The organism is Kosmotoga sp. DU53 (assembly GCF_001639905.1).
GTDB lineage: Bacteria > Thermotogota > Thermotogae > Petrotogales > Kosmotogaceae > Kosmotoga > Kosmotoga olearia.
In genome coordinates, this window is the sequence record NZ_JGCK01000047.1 from 1 (window position 1) to 22,080 (window position 22,080).

Here is a 22,080-nt window from a genome sequence, read left to right on the forward strand (position 1 = left end):
ATATTTCTTAGCGACTTCCCTTTAAATTCACGTAGATATTTGATATGATGTATCTGGATCATTGTCAGCACTCCTTTCTAACCCCCTTTAACTGTTTTGGTGTGCAATTAAAGGGTAATGGATTTTCCGGGTGCTGGCAATGATCTTTTTCTTTTCCTTACTGCTGGATTTTTATCCTGCCACTTGCTGTATTTTTATTTTGCCATACACAAACATGGAAAGTTCAACAACAAGCAACTTATGAATTCCCTTCATAACATATCTAACCAACTGACAGTTCTCTTTAAAATTATACTAAAAGCAAAGTGAAAAACCAACCAAAAATGTGGGAATTAAAGGATGTTTGACACTATAGCAGTATTTCAAATGCGAAACTATTTTATCCGGATATGTTTTCTCAATGCTAGGAATAACAGGAATGTTCAGCGCCGTTCCATATGAGGTATTTCCTGATAATCAGAAAGATGTTGCAAAATCTAAGGGTCTTAAAAGTGAAGCACTCAAAATATTTATGATTCTATGATTTAGATGTGTAATTTTTTCTATATAGTATTGAGGTATTGAGGGATCTGGTTTGAGAATTCTGGATGAGAATTTCAAATGGAACAAGTCGCGTTATATTTTTCACACATCGCTCATGGGATTTTCCGTAATGGGCATTTTATTCTTTCTGGACGCTATTTCTGAAGCAGCGGTGATAGCGTCCTTTGGTGGCAGCTCTTTCATAGTTTTTACTATAACTCATAAAAAAGCTTCCAGACCCAGATACCAAACATCCTCCCGGAGTCGTGCTTGCTCTTGGACTTATGCTTGATGGATTTGATATCAGGACAGCCATTATAACCCTTCTGACTCTGATATTGCTGAGTGTTATTAAAGAGATATTGAAATCTCTGTGGATAGACCTGTTTTGAGACTTTAGTAAAGAGCTCCTTCGCAAACAATTCTATTTTCGTTTTATTCCACACAAAGTCAAGGTCTTCCAGAAAAAAACAGCGGTTTCTTACACCCTTGCAAACGTTGCTCTATCTATTGACAGCGTTGCAAGCCTCCGAAGTGCAGCTCTGTTGGCTTACCCCTAGCGAAGCTGGGCGCACCAACTCCGAAGGAGTTCGTATCACCGGTGAAGCCGGTCGTAACAATCCCGAAGGGATTCGTATCTGCCGCGCAGCGGCTTTCTCGGTTCTCGGACTCTCGGTTCTCGAATCACAAGTTCTATGACTCAAAACTTGAGATAATTTCTTTTAATTTTTTCCTGAGAGATCTATAAGAAAGGTATTGTTGTCCTATCGCAAAATTTTTCTCCACTCTCCTGCTGTATTCAGTTGAGTCTTTTAAGAGTTTGATTGTTTCCTTTGCAGCTTCAACGATTTTTTCTCTTGGAATTTCTACATAGCTTGTGCCTTTTCTTTTGGTGTACTGTGTTCCAAGACTAATCACTTCAAAACCGAGTGGTTTGATATCTGTCAGATATACGGGATATTCAAAGACAATCATATTCTTTTTTGCAAAAAGACCCTCGAGGAACTGGTTACCCCAGCCCTCAAGAATACTGGGGTAGGTTATCATGTCAGCAACCACGTACATGTCCCAGAGTGAGTATTTCTTTCCGGCAGCATTATTTTGTCTTTCAGCTTCCATTATTTCGTTGCACCATATGATTTCAACTTTCTCCTTATCAGCAACCTTTCTTAGAAAATCCACATAGTTGGTAGCAGTTTCAATGAGGCCTGGCATTAACATCAAGATTTTGCCATTGGGGGTAAACTCACGGCCGTCATACAATGTTCCATAGAGTTCCTGGCGTCTCCTGTTTACCTCGCCAACGACTTCAATTGCGAGTTCTATGGCTTTTCTGTCTGTTACACGTGTTGCCTGTAAAAACACTATATCATTGGATGAAATACCCAACTTTTCTCTTAGGTCTTTGTTAAACTCATCTGGTTTCCATAAAGGTTGGTCAAAGTCGAAGACATTGGGGACAACCGTCGAATCCAGTCCTTTTCGTTTGAGAAGTTCTTCTTTCGCTATTTTATTGATCACTACCTGTTTTATGTTTTCATCCTTTGGAGGGTAATATTCATCGAGGTATTCTTTGATAAACTTGCAGGTTGGTTTGCTCAAGGCTTGCCTTTCCCAGTAGAAATCGTGGTTATGTGCTATTACTTTCAATCCAAGCTTTCTGATAACTCGCGCGAATGCTATCGTGACAGAAAATGCCACACCCAGAGAGAAAATATTGTTTGGGATTAGAAGCTCTATGTTGTTTTCTTTTACAGCTTTGATGAGCTTTTCTTCAATCAACTTTGCTTCTTTCAAGATATCTTCTTTGAACTCCTCTTCACTTTTGTAATCTTTCAGCTTTCTATAGGCATTATTTTCTATTTTTTTAAAGCGTTCACTATGAAAACTCATCTCTGGAATGTAGATTTCGCCATAGTCAGGTGTGCCGGAGATAAAAAAGACCCTGTGCCCCATATCTTCAAGAACCCTTCTCCACTTTTCCATCTCCAGTGAAACACCATCAGTTTCGCCTACTCTGTAATGTGCAAGACCAATGTTCATCCGGACAACTCTCCTTTTTCGTTATTTTATTTGATTTTCAATCTTTCTTCTGTTTCAATATCGAAGAACATGATTCGTTCCTCGTCAAAGGAAATATCGATAGTTTCATCTGGCGAGTACTTTGGGAAAGAAGGCGCTACGATCTTTATTATTTCCCCATTAAGCTCGATGGCCACAATCTGGTGAGAGCCCTGAGGTTCGACAACGAGTACCTTTTCTCTGAAGACAGCATTCCCACTATTTATCTGTATACTTTCAGGCCTGATCCCTATGATCAAACGATCCTTATTATAGTCTTTAAGATATGTAAGTAACTGGCCGTTAAGTTTGAAACTGAATGAAGGGTGTACGAGAAAGATCTCTCCCTTTTCTCGTTTTAATTCCATCTCAAAGAAGTTTGTTGCCGGAGTGCCAATGAAACCGGCAACAAAAACATTGGCACTGTTGAAATAAACTTCATCCGGCGTGCCTATCTGCACGATCTTTCCATCCTTCATGATCACAATTCTGTCAGCCATACTCATAGCCTCGGATTGGTCATGAGTTACAAAAATTGTTGTAGCCTCTGTTTTGTGATGGATTGCTTTCAGCTCGGTTCTCATGCGAACCCTTAGCTTTGCATCAAGATTTGACAAAGGTTCATCCATAAGGAACAGTTTTGGTTTGACGGCAATAGCCCTGGCCAGAGCAACTCTTTGTCTTTGACCACCTGAAAGCTGGCGTGGAAATCTCTCGAGATATTCAGAAATATTAACCAGCTCTGCCACATCACGAACAATTTTATCGATTTTGGATTTTTCCATCTTTCTTAGCTTAAGAGCAAAGGCGATATTTTCATAGACGGACATATGAGGCCACACAGCATAACTTTGAAAGACCATAGAAACATTCCTTTTTCGTGGAGGCATATCGGTAACATCTTCTCCGTCTATGAGAACCCTCCCTTCCGTAACTTCTTCCAAACCGGCTATCATCCTGAGGGTTGTAGTTTTACCACAACCGGATGGACCAAGAAAGACTATGAACTCCTTGTCATTAACCTTAAGGTTTACATTCCTGGCGCCCCAAACGCTCTTACCGTATCTTTTGGAAAGATTTATAAGTTCAAGCGTAGCCATATACTCAGCTCCTTTTCCATAATTTTCTTAAACTCTTACCCCACCCCACATCTGAAGGATATATCTTCTTATGATCATAGTAAAAAGTACGGCGGGGAAAGCGAGGGTTACTCCTCCAGCAGCAACAAGGTTTATCATACCCTTTGTTCCCACGAGTGTCTGATAAATAACAACAGGGAACGTAGGTTTGAACTGGGTTAAAACTATGGCCTGCGCTGTTTCTGACCAGCTACCGATAAAAGCATACATGGCGCTGGCAGCCAAACCGGGGAGTGCCAAAGGCAGCGTAACTCTTAAGAAAGCTCCCAAACGAGATGTGCCAAACACCTGTGCTGCTTCTTCGAGTTCCACTGAAATTCCCATAAAGATGCTTGCAGTAATCCACGTGGTCATACCAATCTGGCCTACCGAATAAACCAGGGATAAACCTATGGGTTTGTCATAGAAACCCATTTGAGCAAGTATTATGACCATAGGCATGGCTATAGCTATCCCGGGGAACATCCTGACAAAGAGAACACTTAATTTCAGTAGATTTTTTCCCTTAAATACGTATCTTGCAAATGCATAGCCAGCCATACCACCTATGGTAAGAGAAATAAGAACGGTCAATAACGCTACTTGAATGCTTCTTATAAGTGCACCTACGGAATCCGAAGTTACCCTGAAAAAAGTAATGTAGCTGGCAAAAATGTTTTTACGTACCTTAAATGTAACCCCACTTATAGATTGGAGTTCCTTCTTCAAAGTCTTTATTTTTTCTTCTACCAGAATTTTTTCCTGTTGCTTTTCCTGAAGCTGATTTTGAAGATTCTCGCGTAGTTCCCGGAAAGTTTCATCCTCCGGGTCAAAAAGTTTTAAATTCTGATGTATCTTGACGATCTCTCTGTTAAGCCTGTTTATTGCCAGAATCTCACGTTTCATCTGAGTTTTAAGCTCGTTTATTCTTTCTTCATTTTGGGTTACCAACGTTTCGAGTTCGCTTATTTTCTCTTCGAGAAGTTTTTTTGGGATTTTACTACCTGTCTTTCTGTCAATGAAATTTATCATCTTGTCAAGGTCATTTGCTTCAGATATATTGATGAAATCTTCCTGGGATTTACTGTACACACTCATAAGAAAACCGTCCGGAAGATTGTCGGATTTCTGAAGTAAGAAAGTATTTGAAAAAGCTGGAGCCATAGCTATAGGCCAATCATATGCTTCCTGGTCTGACATAAATGAAATGGAAACGAGAAAATATATGGGGAGAACAATAACAGTGGCAATTCCGGCAACGAATATATAGAAAATAGTACTTGATATGATTTTTTTTGTACTTTTCCTTCTTGCCATCAGGCTTCCTCCTTTTTGAAGGCTCCCGAGACCTTCAAATAGAGTATGGCAACAACTGAAACTAATGCGGCAACTATGACTGAATATGCAAGGGCGATTCTATAAAATCCCATGATTTCTTCTTTGTAAAAGACAACTTCTTCAAGCAGGACGGGGATCCGCCTGTAACCATAAATCATAACGATGATCAACCAGACTTGAATAGCAGAGATAATTCTCAGGATCAAAGCCGTTTGAATACTTGGCTTGAGCATAGGCATTGTTATTTTTTTCAAAACCGTAGGCTTATTGCCCCCAAAAACATAACCAGCTTCAATTGATTCCTTTGGAATTCCCTGTAACCCGGCAAGTAAAATGACCATCATAAATGGAATAACCTGCCATGCGTCTATCAAAATAATAAGCATTAAAGATTGAAACTCATTTCCCGCGAGAAAGGGGATTTTACCATCTGCTGCTATCAAACCGAGTCTATACAAGAGACTATTCACCCAGCCGTAGGTAGCAAAACCACTGGACCACATAGCTCCGACTGCTGTGGCAGGTAATGCCATAGGAATGAGCGCAAGCGAAAGGAAAATACCTGCTCCTTTGAATTTTTTATTTATGAGCAAAGCCAGTCCCAGTGCAACAATAAACTCGAGTGTGACAGAAATAGCAACAAAAATCCCTGTATTAATAAGCGCTTTCAAGAAGTACGGATCAGTGAATATGGTTTTATAGTTAGCGAGTGTAAACTGGTTGCTTCCCTCTTCAAAAAAGCTGTAGAAAACAGCCGTTAGAACAGGCCTCAACCAGAAAATAGCGTAATAAATAATTGTAGGTGCTATCAAAAGATAGGGGATATATCTTTTAAACTTCACCGCTGTGATAATCATCACCACCTAGCTTGTACAATTCCAAAATAAGGGGGACTAAAAGTCCCCCGTTGTATAACAGTGACGACTCTAAGGGTTATTTCCTGAGAGCGTCAATTCTGAGCTGCATGATCTCAAGGTATTGAGGATTAAAGATACCTTTCATAATCATATTCTTGAAAATATCGTCGTAAACGAGCTTAACCTGGCCCCAGTCCTTCCAGAGAGGAGCAATGTAGGAAAGAACTCCAGTTTTCATGACCATGATTGACTTCTTAATAACTTCATCCTCAATAGTGTCACCAAGGTAATTAATAGCTTCTTCAACTGTGGGTATAAAGCCGCCGGTTCCCTTGCTGACCTTCAACATGATGTCTGGCCTGGTTATGTATTCCAGGAATTTGACAGCAAGGTCATAATGCTTTGTTCCCTTTACAATGGCTAGACCGCTGGTACCGGCAACGGATCCTCTTCCGGCGGGACCTTTAGGAACAGGAGCAATAATGAAGTTTGTGGGGTCATTTTTATAGACTTCACCGATTCTTGCGTTATGTGCAGCTGCTAGCCAGGCTTCTCCTCTCTTTAAAGGAGGTCTAACATCGTCGTAAGTCATGACAGCAGGTGGAAATGCATCTGCCATTTTACTCAACAGATAAAAGGCCGCCATCGCGCCGGGGTTATCGAGGTTTGGCCAGTCCGCACCATAGGAAAGACATACTGCACCAGCCTGGTAAATGAAGGATTTCATTGGGACACCGGTAACGGCAAATTTTCCTTCACCCTCACCGATCGCAATAGCATTAGCCCATTCAGCAACTTGTTCCCAGGTTAAATCCTGAATATCAGCACCTTCTGGTAAGTAAGGAAGAGCCTTTTTGTTAGCGATGAACAGATAAACATCAGCACCAATGGGAAGGAAGTATCTTTTACCGTCGAAGATGGTCATGGAATCAAGACCTTTAGAGAAATGCCTATCGGTCCACTGGGAAACAATATCTGTAAGATCGACAACATACCCATTTTTAACCCATTCTGGCATTTTCGCAGCATAGGCAATAACGACGTCCGTCGTTATATTGCCTGTTTGCTGCTGCAGTTTAACCTGTTCAAGAATCTTTTGATCATCAAGAGTGGAGAACTTAACCTCAACACCGTACATCTCTTCAAAAGGCTTGATGATCTCATTGATGACAAATTCCTTTTCTGATGGTGGTGTCCAGAGTCTTGAAACAACAACTAGCGTTTCCTTACCAAAAGCAAAAGCTGCAATAGCAACGAGCACAAGAACAAGAAGAAGCTTTTTCATACTTAGATTCCCCCCTTTTCAAAAGGTGATTAAAGACAACGTTGTCATTTGTGGCACAAAATAAGCTTACTCCTGTGAAGTAATTCGAACAAACATGATTATCGGTAATAATAGGTAAATATTGGCAAATAGACCTTTGTGTGCTTTGATATTACTATTATTTGAATGTGGCGAAATTTCATACTTTTTTTAATTTATACTATAATAATGTGATCGACGATGATAATGTTGTCATAAAAGGGGGAGTCTTATGAAAAAAGTTACCATAACAGATATTGCGAAACTTACTGGCTATTCTATAAAAACCGTTTCGCGGGTAATTAACAACGCCCCTAATGTCAAAGAAGAAACACGTAGAAAAATTTTACGCGTTATCAAGGAGCATAATTATAGTGTAAACCTTCTCGCGAAAGCCCTAAGAAACAGCGAGACCAGAACGGTGATCCTTTTTATCGATAGAAGAATGGGAGAGTACTGGAATGAATGGCATGACCTCATGTTAAAAAGTCTCATGGTTAAGTTTAGAAATAGAGGTTACAAAGTTATTCTCTCTCCATCCTCCGGTGAAGAGACGATAAGTGATGACACCGATGGTTTCCATTTACTTAAAAGTGGGCTTGCCGATGGCGCTATCATGTTTGATGTAATATCGGAAGATTGCAGAGTTAGATATTTAAGAGCGAACAATATTCCCTTTGTAATTATCGGAAAGGACAAGGATTTTTCCGATACAACTTTTGTAGACCTTGACAACTATCTTGTGGGGTATATTGGAGCGGAATACCTTATAAACAAAGGTTATGAAAATATAGCTCTATTTCTGGGGCCAAAAGTTTTTAACGTCAATCGCGAGAGGGCTCAGGGATTCGAAGAAGCCTGTGAAAAGCATGGAATAGCTCATAGCGTTTTTTATGGGTTATCCACTATAAAAAGAGTCTATGAAAAAACCCACGAACTACTGGACAAAAGTTTCGTGGATGCATTCTTTATCTCTGGAGACGCCAAAGTACTTGGAGCTTATAGAGCCATTCGAGAAAAAGGATTAAAGATTCCGGAAGATGTTGCTGTTCTTGGAATAGACAATCTGCCCTCTAGTGAATACATGTACCCGCCTTTAACTTCTATCGACCAAAATGTCGAAAAATTCTCTGACCAGGCAGTTAATCTTTTGATAGAGATGATGCATTCAAAGAAGAAATCACCAAAGAGGATAATCCTGCCACCCAGAATAATTGAAAGGCAATCAGTATGAAAGGATGTTGTATGTGAAGTTGTTAAAGGATGTAAATCACAATGGAACCAGATTGGATTATTCAGACTACTTAAAATATCTTGAAGGTGAAAAAAATTCTTCTCTAAGGTTTTTACAGGAACCAACACACTGGCCAATAATTCCGAATCTAACAAAAAAAGTAACCAAAAGAGGAGTATACTGTCCTTTCAGAGGAGACACGTTGATATTTCCTGTAAAAGAAAGAGAAGCCTTTGTAGAAATCCAGCGAAAACTTTACCGGGACGTTGGTGAATCACTTGCGGCCCCTCTGGATCCAGAATATTTTCATATTACTTTGCATGATTTAAACAATGAAATTGATATCCATAACAAGAACAAGCTCAGTGAGCTCATGAGTCGTTCGGGAAATGATGTCAAAAGACTTTTTAAAAAGCTAGCTACTTACTTCAAAAAGTATCCAGATCAGGAGAAAATAAAGCTAAAAGCTATTGGATTCATAGGGCCTCCAATCGGTATAGCAGTTCTTTTTGCCCCTTCAGGAGAGAGGGATTTCAAATTGCTCCTGAACCTCTTTAATACCTTTCAAAGCATTGTAAACCTTGTAGATCCATTGAAACCACACCTGAGCCTGGGTTACTTTCTCCCTGAAGAACCTACTAAAGAAATAAAGTTACAAATTTCAAAAGCGCTTTCGACAACTCCAAAGATTGAGCTGGAGTTGGATATTGCTGAGCTCGAATACTCCGAATTCACCGATATGAACCACTACACAACGAAGTTTAAGTTAAAGGATTTTGGATAAACTTATCTCGGCTAAGAATCTTGAAAAGCGAGAATAGAGAAAATCCGAGAGCCGATGACTGAGAACCAAGAACCCAGAAGGCAAGAACGTTTAGACCTGTCATTGTTTTTGAACTTTCTAACCCCTAGACCTTATACCCATTTTTTATCCAAGCTCTAGTCTCCAACATCCAATCTCGCTTTTTTGTTCTTCCCGCTGTAGGCGTCTTGCAAGCGTCACACTATCAGCTGACAGCGTCCGCAAGCCTCAACCTCGTGAGCGTCAACGTCGTGAGCCTCCTGAGCGCAGCTCAGCACTTTCGCCGCATAGCGGCCCTCTCGCCTTCTCGGATCTCGGACTCTCGAAGTTTTTTTGGTGTACTGTCCCCATTTTCCAGGGACAACTGCGCAGTAGTTCTAATCAACCATGAAGTGGTTCGCACCAGTGGCGTATCCAGTTGTAACAATCCCAAAGGGATTCGTATCTGCCGCGCAGCGGCTTTCTCGGTTCTCGGACTCTCGGATCTCGGATTTTTATCAGCGTCTGCGAGCCTCAACCTCGTGAGCGTCAACGTCGTGAGCCTCCTGAGCGCAGCTCAGCACTTCACAGCGTAGCTGCTTTCCGCCGCAGGCGCACATCAACTGCGAAGCAGTTCTTTCGCCTCTCTCGGTTCTCGGACTCTCGGATTCTCGGATTCTTATCAGGAGTTCGTGACAACTCTGAAAGAGTTCGTGTCAATCCCGAAGGATCCGTAACCACTGCGCAGCAGTTCGCCCCACTAGCACAGTTAGTATTGGAAAACGAGCTTGCCTTCTATAAAGACTTTCTCTGCCTTTGCTCTGAAGTCGAAGGGATGGTGACTCCAGATGACTACGTCCGCATCCTTGCCTGGTTCAAGCGAACCGATACTGGATTCCATCCCCAGTATTTTTGCCGGGTTTATGGTTACCATCTTCAGGAGATCTTCTTCTTTTGCACCATATCTAAGTGCAGTGCCAAGCTGAATATTGGTAAACTCAAGAGGTATTACCGGATGATCGCACATCATGGCTGCAAGGATGCCCTTCTCATTTATAATTCTGACAGACTCGTAGCTCATGTCTTTTAGCTCGAGCTTAGTTCTGAAACCGAAAATTGGGCCCAGAATCAGGGGTACGTTCTTCGCTTTTATATAGTCGGCGATTTTGTAAGCCTCAGTAGCATGTTCGATAACCAGGTTGAAACCGAATTCTTCGGATATCCTGATCGCCGTGAGGATATCATCCATCCTGTGGGCACGTATTCTGGCTGGTATTTCTTTCTTGAGAACTTTCTCGCCTGCCTCTAACTGCAAATCTATGTCGGTGAATTCTTCCCCATTGGAAAGCGCCTTTTCTTTCTTCTGTATGTAGTTCTTTACCTTCTGGAAGTACTGTCTTATTATCGCAGCTATACCCAGCCTGGTCCCGGGTTGCTGCTTTCTCTCTCGTCCATAAACCCTCTTGGGATTCTCACCGGTTGCCATCTTCAGCCCCGCAGGAGATTTTACAACCATTTCATCCACTATTCTGGAACGGAATTTGAAGATCGCTCCCTGACCACCTATGGGGTTGGCGCTTCCAGGGAATACATTTACCGTTGTTACTCCTCCGGAAAGAGCTCTATCAATTGCGGGGTCGTTGGGGTAGAAGGCGTCAAGCACCCTGACTTCAGCGGTAACGGGGTTTGTCTTCTCGTTGCCATCCTGGTAAAGCTCTTCGCTTACTCCCTCTTCAAAGACACCGATATGAGAATGCGCATCAACAAAACCGGGAAAGATAAATTTTCCGGAAACGTCAATGACTTCAGCATTACTGTTTTTTAATTGCTCGCCTATGGCCTTGATTTTACCATCAACTATCAACAGGTCGCCCTTGAAGGGACTCGATGTAATTGGATAAATTGTACCGTTTTTAAATAGAATTTCCATAGTGCCACCTCCAACAAATCTGGAAACAAGAAATTTCCAAGTAAATAGGCTGGTTTCAAAATGGAAAGTATCGCAATAATACAAATTCTAGTTATGCATTATAAGGCATTTGCCACTCCAGCTATACGATCCCATTCTAACAAATAAATAGTACGTAAAGCAAATTAATTTCCAGCGAATAGGTAAAAAACCGGGAGCCGAGATAGCAGCTGCGTTGCTGACATAAAAAACAGGGCACAGCATGCTGTATAAAACTCGAGAACCGATGTAGGTAGGTGAGAGTCCGAGAATCCGAGAAGGTAAGACGACCAATGGCAAAGTATAGTAACCAGAAAGGGCAGAACATGTTCTGCCCCTACATTAGAAAACAACGTTTTTTTATCAGTCTTTCAAGAGTTAACATTGTGAGCGTCGGCCGCAGCAAGCGTCGTATTATCGATTGTCAGCGCTGCAAGCCTCAACGTCGTGAGCCTCCTGAGCGCAGCTCAGCACTTTCTCAGCGAAGCGGCACTCTCGAATCCCTATTCTTCAATGTTTTTAATGATTTCTTCTGCAAATTCCGTGGTTTTAAGAGGCTCTACACCTTTCTTTCTTGCGAGATCTATGGTCATCTTCCCGTCCATTATAGTTTTCTCAACAGCTTTTTTTATGATGCTTCCAACTTCTTTCCACCCAATATAATCGAACATCATAGCACCGGATAATATCAAGGATGTTGGGTTTGCTATTTCCTTTCCAGCAAGTTGCGGTGCTGTACCGTGTGTTGGTTCAAACAAAGCCACAAAATCTCCTATGTTTGCACCAGGAACTAACCCTATACCACCAACCTGAGCTGCAACAGCATCAGACAGATAATCTCCATTCAGGTTAGGGAGAAGCATTATATCGTACTCCGAAGGTTCTAAGAGTATCTGCTGGAACATGTTATCTGCTATCCTATCTTTTACGATCAATTTTTCAGACACCGGCTCGTTTAACTCTCTCTCCGGAACCACTTTGCCTTCAAATTCATCCAAAGCCACTTCATAAGCCCACTCCACAAAAGCACCCTCTGTATATTTCATTATGTTTCCCTTATGAACTATGGTGACACTCTTTCTGCCATTTTCCAGGGCATATTGAATAGCCTTCCTCGTGATTCTCTTCGTAGCAAATTCACTTATAGGCTTCAATCCAAGCCTGAATCGCTTCTAATTTCCAGATTAAACGTATCTCTTAAAAAGTCGATAACCTTTTTCGCTTCTTGTGAACCTCTTTTCCATTCTATTCCAGCGTACACATCTTCCGTGTTCTCACGGAAGATTACCACATCTAAAAGTTCCGGGTGCTTAACTGGAGCCGGAACTCCTTTTATCCATTTGACAGGTCTTATGCATGCATATAGATCCAGAACCTGCCTGAGCTTCACATTAAGGCTCCTGTATCCCATGCCGACCGGGGTAGTCAAAGGTGATTTTATAGAAACAACATGACTCTTAATAGCTTCTATTGTTTCTTCAGGAAGAGGGTCACCAAAGATTTCTATAGCCTTTTCACCTGCATATATTTCCTTCCATACGACTTTCCTTTCTCCTGCATAAACACGAGAAATTGCTGAGTTCCACACTAACATCGCAGCTCTCATTATTTCTGGTCCTATTCCATCACCTGCTATATATGGGATTATGGGATTATTTGGAACCAAAATACTGTTGTTTTCTACCTTTATTTTCTGTCCTTCCAAGGCGAATCACTCCACAAAGTAGTCTCCAAACTCTTTTATGTAATTTCTTATTCCACCTTTTTCTACGATCTTCAATATAAAATCTGGCATGGGGTTAAATCTGTAAGTTTTCCCTTTGGTGAGGTTCTTAACGATTCCATTTCTAAGATCAACCTCTATTACATCGCCTTCGTCTATCTCATCGGCTTCCTCAATTTCTACCAAAGGAAGTCCTATATTTATAGAGTTCCTGTAAAATATCCTGGCAAAGGATTTCGCTATTATGCACGAAATCCCGGCAAGTTTTATTATCCTGGGAGCATGTTCCCTGGAAGATCCCATTCCAAAGTTTTTTCCAGCGACTATCATATCTCCTTTTTTTACTATTTTGGGAAAATCTTCTCTCGCATCTTCAAGAACATGTTTTGCAAGTTCTGGAAGATTGGTGCGTAAATGAAAATATCTTCCAGGCGCTATATGATCTGTTGAAATATCATCACCGAATTTCCACACTTTCCCTTTAATAATCAATTGTATCTCCCCCTTATACAAGGAACTTCCTTGGGTCGGTGATTTTGCCGGTTATAGCTGAAGCTGCAGCGGTTGCTGGAGAAGCAAGAAATATTTCAGCTTTTGGATTTCCCATTCTTCCTTTGAAATTTCTATTTTGGGTCGATAGAACCCTTTCTCCATCCCCAAGAACCCCCTGATGAACCCCCACACAGGGTCCACATCCTGGTGCAAGCACTGTTGCGCCGCTTTCCACAAAGATCTTAATCAGACCTTCTTCTAAGGCTTTTAGATAAACATCTTTTGATGCAGGTATAACTATTAACCTCACATCAGGATGCTTTTCTCTGCCCTTTAAAATCGAAGCTGCCACCCTCAGATCTTCGAGTCTTCCATTTGTACAGGTACCTATGAATACCTGATCTATCTTGATACCTTCAACTTCGCTGATACTCTTAGTGTTATCGACAGTGTGGGGTAGCGCAACCACCGGTTCAAGATTGGATACATCTATTTCATAGATTTTTTCGTAAACCGCATCAGGATCGGATTTTATTTCTCTGTAATCTGATTCCCTACCATAAGATCTGAGGAATGCTCTTGTCTTCTCATCCGGGGCTATTATTCCCGATTTTGCTCCTGCTTCAATTGCCATATTGGTTATGGTGAATCTTGCTTCCTGTGAGATCTGCTCTATAACCTCTCCCTCAAATTCCATTACTTTGTAGTTCGCACCGTCAGCTCCAATGAGACCAATTATGTGTAAAATTATATCCTTTGAAAAAACTCCATCAGGAATTTTTCCATTCAAAACAAATTTCAAGCTCGCCGGGACTTTTAGCCATACTTTCCCTAGTCCGAAAGCGAGTGCAACATCTGTTGATCCCATCCCGGTAGCAAACGCTCCAAGAGCACCAGAAGTGCATGTATGAGAATCGGCACCAACAACAAGGTCACCAGGCTTCACATACTTCTCAACAAGTATTTGGTGCGATACTCCCTCACCTATATCCGAAAGAATGGCTCCTGTCTTTTTCGAAAAATCTCTCAATTTCTTTTGTGCGTTTGACAATTCTTTTCGCGGACTCGGTGAGGCGTGGTCTATAAAAAGAATGGAGTTCGGGGCTTTAAGAACGTCAAACCCCATTGTGCAGAACTCATCAACAGCCAGAGGACCGGTTCCATCTTGAACCATGGCTATATCTACCTTAGCAACAACGATATCTCCAGAATTCACGTCTCTTCCAACATGTTCGGATATTATTTTTTCAGCGATGGTTTTCCCCATTTTTCACTCCCTCGCTTCCAAAGGTATGTATTCAGCGTTCATAGGTCCAACATAGACGCCGCACGGTCTTATTATCTTATTTGATTTGGTATATTCGATAACATGAGCTGTCCAGCCTACTACACGTGCTATAGCGAATATAGCTGTATAGATCTCTTTTGGGAAACCAAGCAGTTTGTAAACTATCCCGGAATAAAGGTCAACATTCGGGAATATTTTCTTATGTGCAAGTTTCTCCACAACGACCTTCTCGAGTTTTTCGGCTATCGGGAAATATTTGGCGTCGTTCATTTTCAACGAAAGCTTTCTCGCGTATTCCTTTAGAACTTTTGATCTTGGGTCATAAGTTTTGTACACCCTGTGACCAAACCCGGGAATTTTCCTTTTTTCTTTCAAAGCCTTTTCAACATAGCTCTCCACATTCTCTGGAGTGCCTATCTCTTCTATCATGTCTATCACTTTCTCATTGGCTCCTCCATGCAGAGGACCTTTTAGGGCTCCGATCGCCCCCGTGATCGAAGAGTACATATCAGATAATGTTGAGGCGATTACCATGGCTGTGAAAGTGGAAGCGTTCAGCCCTTGCTCTGCATGCAGTATTAATATCGAATTCATGAGTTTTGAGATTTCTTCATCAGGCTTTTCTCCGGTTATCATGTAATAAAAATTAGACGCGTGATCCAGGGTTTTATCAGGTGGTACAGGCTTCATCCCTCTTGATAGCCTGTAGTGGTAAGAAACTATTGTTGGCAGCTTGGCTGTTATTCTCGCTGCTCTTTGAAGTTCGTCGTGTGAAGCTTGAAGATCCTCGAAAACGCCGAACAGCGAGACGCAGCTCCTCAAAACATCCATTGGATGAGCCTTATTCGGTAATCTGGCAATATGATCTTCTATTTCGGGATGTATGTCCCGGCTATCTGCCATGAATCTTATAAGGTCATCCAACTCTTTTCTATTCGGCAGATAGCCAAACCACAGGAGAAAAGCAACTTCTTCAAATGAAGCTTTTTCCGCAAGAACTTCCACAGGGATTCCCCTGTAGACTAATCTTCCCTTTTCGCCATTTATATAGCTCAAAGATGTTTCAGCAATAGCTACATTTTCCAGACCTTTGAAAATTTTTACGCCTTCAAAAGAAGTCATGCAACTCCTCACTTTCCCCACATATGATTATTTCATTAATTATCGGCATTAAAATACTAAGAACACTCAAAAGTGAAGCAAAATGACACCAAAATTTCACAAAATAATTGATATTACATTATTTCTAGAAGAATTTAGCGATTTACTCCGAATAGCGCAATATATCTTCTGGTTTTGCTGGTTATTGTGAGTTATTTTATCACAATCATGATGGTTTATCATAATTGGAAGATTGAAAAAAATGTGAACAGTCCCCATTTTCATGTTACCGGTTGCTGGGTGTAGAGCAATCCTCTCGGGTTCTATTCTGCCGTATGCACGTGTCATCGACAAAGTCGGTCGAGATAACTGCGCCGGACTTACCCACACGAAGCGTGTTTACCAGTTCTTTATTTTTCAAGCCGCAACGAAGTTGCGCATAGCCGTGATGAAGTCACGCACGACCTGGGCAAAGCCCAGCACAGCCCCTGCGAAGCAGCCTTCTCGGACTCTCGGATTCTCGGCTTTTTATCAGCGTCTGCGAGCCCCAACCTCGTGAGCGTCAACGTCGTGAGCCTCCTGAGCGCAGCTCAGCACTTCACAGCGTAGCTGCTTTCCGCCGCAGGTGCGTGTCAACTGCGCAGCAGTTCGGGTCAACTCCGTAGGAGTTCGTATCACCGGCGAAGCCGGTCGTATCAATCCCGAAGGGATTCGTGTCGCCGCGAAGCGGCCCTCTCGGTTCTCGCCTTCTCGGACTCTCGGTTCTCGGCTTTTTATCAGCGTCTGCGAGCCCCAACCTCGTGAGCGTCAACGTCGTGAGCCTCCTGAGCGCAGCTCAGCGCTTCACAGCGTAGCTGCTTTCCACCGAAGGTGCGTGTCAACTGCGCAGCAGTTCGGGTCAACTCCAAAGGAGTTCGTATCACCGGCGAAGCCGGTCGTATCAATCCCGAAGGGATTCGTGTCGCCGCGAAGCGGCTCTCTCGGACTCTCGAATCCTTGTCTCTCAGTTCTTTGAAAGTACGTCAAGAATTGGGTATAATATACTTAAATAGAAAAAATTAAATACAGAAAAATTCTCCGGGGCAGGGTGAAATTCCCGACCGGCGGTGAAAGCCCGCGAGCTCCTGAAGGAGTTGATCCGGTGGAATTCCGGAGCCGACGGTGAAAGTCCGGATGGGAGGAGAATTGATAGTAGATAGAAAGCAACGTATATGTTGCGATATTGAATCTTAAAAGTCCCCGGAGTTTTCCGGGGACTTTTTTCTTGGAGGAATGGATATGGATGAAAAATTTATGGAGCTTGCTATCGAGGAGGCAAGAAAAGGAGAAGGGCTGGTAAATCCCAACCCGCTTGTAGGGGCTGTAATCGTCAAAAATGGAAAGATTCTATCCACCGGTTACCATGAATACTTTGGTGGAAGGCACGCGGAAATTGTAGCCATTGAGAACGCGAAAAAAATGGGGTATGACATCAAGGGAGCTGAGATATATGTAACGCTCGAACCCTGTGTCCATTATGGAAAAACGCCGCCTTGTACTGACAGGATTATAAGAGAAGGGTTCTCAGCTGTGTACATTGGAACCCTTGACCCAAATCCCATGGTCCACGGAAAAGGCGAGGAAAAACTAAAAAACGCCGGAATATGCGTAAAGCACGGAATTTTAGAGGCCAAGGCAAAGGAATTGATCGAGGTTTTCGCAAAGTATATGAAAACAAAAATGCCTTTCGTTGCGTTGAAACTCGCTATGAGCTTAGATGGATTCATTACAAGCATGCGTGGAAAACGCGAAAGGATTACATCAGATCGGGCAAGAGAAAAGGTTCATAGATTAAGAAACTACTACTCAGCAATAATGATTGGCTCAAAAACCGCCATTTCTGACGACCCCCTTTTGACCTGCCGATATTCATTTTGCAAAAGAAATCCAATTCGTATCATCCTGGATAGATCCGGGAAAACTGCGAAAGTGAATCTAAAACTCTTTGCCCAAGAAGGAAGGACGATAATCTTCACATCTTCGAATGAGCGTTGGCCTGAAAATGTTGAAGTTATCCGAAAAGATGATTTATCTCCAGAACCAATATTAAAAGCACTTGGAAAAATGGGGATAGATTCCGTTCTCGTTGAAGGAGGCGCAAATGTTGCATCCCAGTTTATCAACTATGCCGATAAAATTCACCTCTTCTATGCTCCAATAGCCTTTGGAAATGGGCTTTCCCCATTTGATCGTAAATTTAAAGGATTCACGACGAAAAGAGTAGAGGTGTACCATCCAGACATTTACTGGGAGTTGATACCATGTTCACAGGTATAGTGGAATATGTTTCAAAAATGGAAATACGTGGAAACACGCTGGTTATCGAGAATCCGTTTGACGACGTGAAGATAGGGGACAGCATTGCGGTAAACGGTGTGTGCCTTACAGCAACAGCAGTTGGAAGGCACATAACCTTTACCTGTGGGCTGGAAACACTCAAACGCACCAACCTTGGCATATGGAACGGAAGGGAAGCAAACATAGAGCGCGCGCTACCTATTAATGGAAGATTTGATGGCCATATAGTTACAGGGCATATCGACGGCACAATCAAGTTCTTAAAAAGTTTAAAAGAAAGGGAAACAACATGGATGACCTTCTCCATGCCGAGGGAACGTTGGGGAATTGCCGAAAAAGGGTCGATCGCGATTAACGGCATTAGCCTAACAATCGCAAAGATAGATCTCGATACATTTACCGTGCAAGTCATACCGCATACATTTGAAAACACAAACCTTAGAACGCTTCATCCAGGTGACATAGTGAATTACGAGATAGACGTTATCGCGCGCTACTTGAAAGGAATTTATAAGGGGTGAGTATATGGAGATATCGAAAATTAGAAAGGCATTTTTGGACAGAAAACCAATTGTGCTCATAGATGATAAACGCGAGATGGAGGCAGATCTCATCTTTCCAGCTGAACTTGTAAACACTTATATTATAAACACGATGATAGAGAACAAAGGAATGTTGTGTGTCGCGATGGATGAATATGTACTTTTTGAAAGGGGATTTTTCAAACTTCCTTCACGAAATAGTGAAACGAACTTCTTCGTCCCTGTTGATCATTTGGGTGCAGGGACCGGGATTTCTGCAAGTGATCGCGCGAAGACGATTCGGGCACTTGCGAAAGGGGAAAACATAAATGCTTTTCGATACCCCGGCCATATACATCTTCTTGGAAGCATTGGGCTCAATAAAAGACAAGGGCACACAGAGTTGTCGCTCGAAATTATGGAACTGTGTGGATTCTCAAGATCAGCGGTCATAATCGAAATACTCGACAAACATGGAAATTCGCACAATATAGACTTTGCCAAACAACGCGCGAAAGAGAATGGTTTCCCCATCGTCACACGCGATCAAGTTATTCAGGAATACACAAAAAACAAACAGTTGGTTAAGGTGGTGTCAATCGCTTCGCTGCCGACGAAGTTCGGAACTTTCCAGATCGTTTCCTTCGAAAACAATTACGACTTTCTGGAACATACAGCAATCATATATGGAGACATATCCAAAGAACCGGTGCCTGTGAGGATCCATTCTGAGTGCCTTACAGGTGATGCACTGGGGTCGCTGAGATGTGATTGCGGCTCACAGCTTCAAAATGCAATGCGTTATATAAAGTCCCAGGGAAGAGGTATCGTGCTGTATCTCAGACAGGAAGGACGTGGAATAGGACTTCACAACAAAATAAAAGCATACCATCTTCAGGATAACGGCATGGATACGGTTGATGCGAACATCGCTCTCGGATTTCCTGAAGACATGAGAGATTACGGTGTTGCAGCACAGATGTTGAGAGCACTTGGAGTAAAAAAGATTATACTGCTATCAAATAACCCGGATAAACTCAGACAATTAAAGCATTACCAGATCATCGTTGATGAAACAAGGAACATCTTCGGCGAGATAACACCATACAACCACTTCTATCTAAAGACAAAAATGGAAAGAATGGGTCACACATTTGAGGAGGTGCTTAAAAAATGAGGGTTTTCGAAGGAAGATATTACGGAGAAGGGCTGAAGATCGCCATCGTGATTTCGAGATTTAATTCCGCTGTTACGAAAGAACTTTTAGACGGAGCTCTGGATGCTTTGAAGAGACACGAGGTAAAAGATGAAAACATAGATGTTATCTGGGTTCCTGGTGCTATGGAAATACCGCACATCACAAGGTCACTCGCTCTCAAAAAGAAACACAACGCGATAATTGCGCTTGGTGCGGTTATCCGTGGCGAGACATATCATTTCGATGTTGTGGCCAATGAAGTCTCGAAAGGTATCGCGACGATCAACCTGGAAGAGGATGTACCTGTATCGTTTGGAATCATCACATCCGACACTGTCGAGCAAGCCTTGAACAGAGCAGGCATTAAATCAGGAAACAAAGGTTTTGAAGCAGCTATGGTGGCACTGGAAATGGCAAACCTAAAAAGGCAGATAGAAGCAATTTAATAAATTGTGGTTCAAGAGTTTGAATGTGAAACAGTAAAAAACAAAGAAGCGTGGTGCTGATGAATAATATGACTCTGTTGATACTCAAGAAATAGTCTTAACTTAAATGCTGGAGTATCATCCATTTAGACATGAATGCGTCACTGCAAAAGATTCCAACATTTTCCTTTGACGGGTTGTGGAATACAAGCTCCATTTTGGCTTTGTTGTGCCTTGGAATAGTCACAACCATAGAAGTTGCTCCCTTCGTTTGTCTCTTCAATAATACGAGGGGCATCTTCTTTTCTTTGAATATAAGACTTTCTGGATTGCCAAACGCTGGTTAGATATGGTCGCCGAGTTTGTCGAGCTATAGAGGAACAACTAACTCAGAATCTCTACGGTAAGGCACTTGCGAAAGAGGTTAAATGGTGTATTGAAATACATTGGAATATCTGTATGAGGATAACCCCATTTTCCAATCACTCAAAGTTATACTTTAAATCCTCACCTCAAACACGTACTTCAACCATAGCGGGAACCCAATCAGCAATATTGTATGTTAAGTGCTTTTCTTCTGGAGATTCATCGTATTCCAGGATATTTCAACCTGCGGAAAAATTCTTTCTTCCCGGATGCGAGTAACAGGTAATTCCCTTCCAAATTCCATCGTTCCACTGGCGATCAGGATACCCGATGTTGGATACTTAAAGAATAGCAATTCTATTTTATTCCTGTTTCTTCTAATAAATGCCGTCACCTTTCCTAACACATTATCCCCTGAATCAGTAAAGCAAATCCAATTCTCTATTACTTTTTGGCTAATACTGCCAATCTTCGACCTGGCGTCAAACATTATAACCTGAAAATGAGAAACAATCATAAATGTTGATCAAAAATGCATTAAAATTTGGAGTGTTTTGGTAGAAAAATGAACAAAAGCAGTAACTTTCATTTTATTCATAAACTGAACAAATGTATGGTATAGTAGATTAGAACAAATGAATTAATAATATATAGCAAGCGCACAAATGAAGAGAATTGATAGCTAAACTGATAGGTGCTTACAACAAAGCAATCCAAAAACTTGGACAATCCTTTATTTCCAGTACGAGTACGATTTCAGAATCAGTTATAGAAAGAAAAGAGCAGCCAAATTTGGAGTAAAAGTTGAACGCTATACCGTCGAAGTAGTTCACAGAAATCAAGTCTTTATAATTGACCACTTGAGAATAGTGGTTGTCTAACGTAAGTCAAGTGAATATGGTTCGAAGGCTTTTCTAAGAAGTGTTGGGATAGAATCCAAGAAAAACGGATGGTGGAAAAATGACCACACTGAACGCTAGAGGAAAAGTTACCCTCTTGAGTTCCATTTTTGTTTTTGTTTTGGTTTTTGTTATCGCCATCGCAGAATTTTACAATCTCAACCTCACCAGGTACAACGAAAGAATAAAAGGCCATATGCATGCTTTTGAACTTACGGTTCAATTAGTTGCCGAAAAGCTTTCTTTTGGATATTTTCAATGGACTGAATTTTATGACGCAGTTACTGAAGAAAAAGCCGATTTTATTCAGGAAAACTTTGATGAAATACTTGATAGATCTAAATATATCTCTTCTATCCCAAACTATGCACTTAGAAGAAAGAGGAAATACAGGTCATTGAAAAAGGCATGGGAACCTAGTAAATTAGTTGTGAAGCCAAACACAACATATGGAGGTTTCCCATGCCCACAACTAATATACCACAACTTCTAAATTCTATGTGTGAAGAGATTTCTTTTCCCAGGTCTGAGCACAAAACACTGCTGCTCGATTACACCAGAGGCCTTG

The 22,080-nt window shown here is 41.7% G+C and carries 19 protein-coding genes, 1 pseudogene and 1 riboswitch; of the genes and pseudogenes, 8 read left to right on the top strand and 12 right to left on the bottom strand.

The window, feature by feature from the left end:
• Nucleotides 1-400: 400 nt before the first annotated feature.
• Nucleotides 401-523, top strand: a complete 123-nt coding sequence (locus DU53_RS13195; RefSeq protein ID WP_255358888.1) for a hypothetical protein — start codon at nt 401-403, stop codon at nt 521-523.
• 692 nt (nt 524-1,215) lie between these two features.
• On the opposite strand, the gene DU53_RS06585 is transcribed toward DU53_RS13195, so the two are convergent.
• From DU53_RS06585 to DU53_RS06605, 5 genes are all read right to left on the bottom strand, one after another.
• Complete coding sequence (locus tag DU53_RS06585; RefSeq protein WP_015868572.1) at nt 1,216-2,565, bottom strand: glycosyltransferase family 4 protein; 1,350 nt, start codon at nt 2,563-2,565, stop codon at nt 1,216-1,218.
• Between the two features lie 26 nt (nt 2,566-2,591).
• Nucleotides 2,592-3,683, bottom strand: coding sequence for an ABC transporter ATP-binding protein (locus DU53_RS06590; protein ID WP_063728141.1), 1,092 nt, complete (start codon nt 3,681-3,683; stop codon nt 2,592-2,594).
• Nucleotides 3,684-3,710: 27 nt separating this feature from the next.
• Nucleotides 3,711-5,018, bottom strand: coding sequence for a carbohydrate ABC transporter permease (locus tag DU53_RS06595; protein ID WP_063728142.1), 1,308 nt, complete (start codon nt 5,016-5,018; stop codon nt 3,711-3,713).
• Complete coding sequence (locus DU53_RS06600) at nt 5,018-5,896, bottom strand: carbohydrate ABC transporter permease (protein WP_063728144.1); 879 nt, start codon at nt 5,894-5,896, stop codon at nt 5,018-5,020. Before DU53_RS06600 ends, DU53_RS06595 begins: the two co-directional genes overlap by 1 nt.
• A 76-nt stretch (nt 5,897-5,972) precedes the next feature.
• A complete protein-coding gene (locus DU53_RS06605) occupies nt 5,973-7,181 on the bottom strand; it encodes an ABC transporter substrate-binding protein (protein ID WP_063728146.1) in 1,209 nt (402 codons plus the stop codon).
• Between the two features lie 250 nt (nt 7,182-7,431).
• Between DU53_RS06605 and DU53_RS06610 the strand changes: the two genes are divergently transcribed.
• Entirely contained in the window at nt 7,432-8,433 is a 1,002-nt protein-coding gene (locus DU53_RS06610; protein ID WP_063728148.1) for a LacI family DNA-binding transcriptional regulator, read from the top strand.
• A gap of 13 nt (nt 8,434-8,446) precedes the next feature.
• Entirely contained in the window at nt 8,447-9,217 is a 771-nt protein-coding gene (locus DU53_RS06615; protein ID WP_063728150.1) for a hypothetical protein, read from the top strand.
• Between the two features lie 766 nt (nt 9,218-9,983).
• Here DU53_RS06615 and DU53_RS06625 read toward each other — a convergent pair.
• From DU53_RS06625 to DU53_RS06645, 5 genes and pseudogenes are all read right to left on the bottom strand, one after another.
• Nucleotides 9,984-11,144: an amidohydrolase gene (locus DU53_RS06625; RefSeq protein ID WP_063728153.1), complete on the bottom strand. Its 1,161-nt coding sequence runs from the start codon at nt 11,142-11,144 to the stop codon at nt 9,984-9,986.
• Between the two features lie 521 nt (nt 11,145-11,665).
• Nucleotides 11,666-12,867 (bottom strand): annotated as a pseudogene (icd, locus tag DU53_RS13345) (isocitrate dehydrogenase (NADP(+))).
• 6 nt (nt 12,868-12,873) lie between these two features.
• Entirely contained in the window at nt 12,874-13,374 is a 501-nt protein-coding gene (locus DU53_RS06635) for a 3-isopropylmalate dehydratase small subunit (protein WP_063728171.1), read from the bottom strand.
• A 16-nt stretch (nt 13,375-13,390) separates the two neighbouring features.
• Nucleotides 13,391-14,644 (bottom strand): 3-isopropylmalate dehydratase large subunit, encoded by a 1,254-nt coding sequence (locus DU53_RS06640; RefSeq protein ID WP_063728155.1) that lies wholly within the window; start codon nt 14,642-14,644, stop codon nt 13,391-13,393.
• Between the two features lie 3 nt (nt 14,645-14,647).
• Nucleotides 14,648-15,787: a citrate/2-methylcitrate synthase gene (locus DU53_RS06645; protein ID WP_015868584.1), complete on the bottom strand. Its 1,140-nt coding sequence runs from the start codon at nt 15,785-15,787 to the stop codon at nt 14,648-14,650.
• A gap of 1,048 nt (nt 15,788-16,835) precedes the next feature.
• Nucleotides 16,836-16,955: riboswitch (FMN riboswitch) on the top strand.
• A gap of 89 nt (nt 16,956-17,044) precedes the next feature.
• On the opposite strand from DU53_RS06645, the gene ribD reads away from it, so the two are divergent.
• The 4 genes from ribD to ribE are packed head-to-tail and all read left to right on the top strand — an operon-like array spanning nt 17,045 to nt 20,268.
• Entirely contained in the window at nt 17,045-18,082 is a 1,038-nt protein-coding gene (ribD, locus tag DU53_RS06655; protein ID WP_063728159.1) for a bifunctional diaminohydroxyphosphoribosylaminopyrimidine deaminase/5-amino-6-(5-phosphoribosylamino)uracil reductase RibD, read from the top strand.
• Nucleotides 18,067-18,624 carry a riboflavin synthase gene (locus DU53_RS06660; protein ID WP_063728161.1) on the top strand — a complete coding sequence of 186 codons (558 nt, stop codon included), beginning with the start codon at nt 18,067-18,069 and terminating at the stop codon, nt 18,622-18,624. Before ribD ends, DU53_RS06660 begins: the two co-directional genes overlap by 16 nt.
• Nucleotides 18,625-18,628: 4 nt before the next feature.
• Nucleotides 18,629-19,801, top strand: coding sequence for a bifunctional 3,4-dihydroxy-2-butanone-4-phosphate synthase/GTP cyclohydrolase II (locus DU53_RS06665; protein WP_063728163.1), 1,173 nt, complete (start codon nt 18,629-18,631; stop codon nt 19,799-19,801).
• Nucleotides 19,798-20,268, top strand: coding sequence for a 6,7-dimethyl-8-ribityllumazine synthase (gene ribE, locus DU53_RS06670; protein WP_063728165.1), 471 nt, complete (start codon nt 19,798-19,800; stop codon nt 20,266-20,268). Before DU53_RS06665 ends, ribE begins: the two co-directional genes overlap by 4 nt.
• 97 nt (nt 20,269-20,365) lie before the next feature.
• On the opposite strand, the gene DU53_RS12300 is transcribed toward ribE, so the two are convergent.
• Entirely contained in the window at nt 20,366-20,530 is a 165-nt protein-coding gene (locus DU53_RS12300) for a hypothetical protein (RefSeq protein ID WP_161484768.1), read from the bottom strand.
• Between the two features lie 279 nt (nt 20,531-20,809).
• On the bottom strand, nt 20,810-21,130 hold the full coding sequence (locus DU53_RS06675; protein WP_161484769.1) for a hypothetical protein: 321 nt from the start codon (nt 21,128-21,130) through the stop codon (nt 20,810-20,812).
• Between the two features lie 443 nt (nt 21,131-21,573).
• Between DU53_RS06675 and DU53_RS06680 the strand changes: the two genes are divergently transcribed.
• Nucleotides 21,574-22,005, top strand: a complete 432-nt coding sequence (locus tag DU53_RS06680) for a hypothetical protein (protein ID WP_063728169.1) — start codon at nt 21,574-21,576, stop codon at nt 22,003-22,005.
• Nucleotides 22,006-22,080 lie beyond the last annotated feature (75 nt).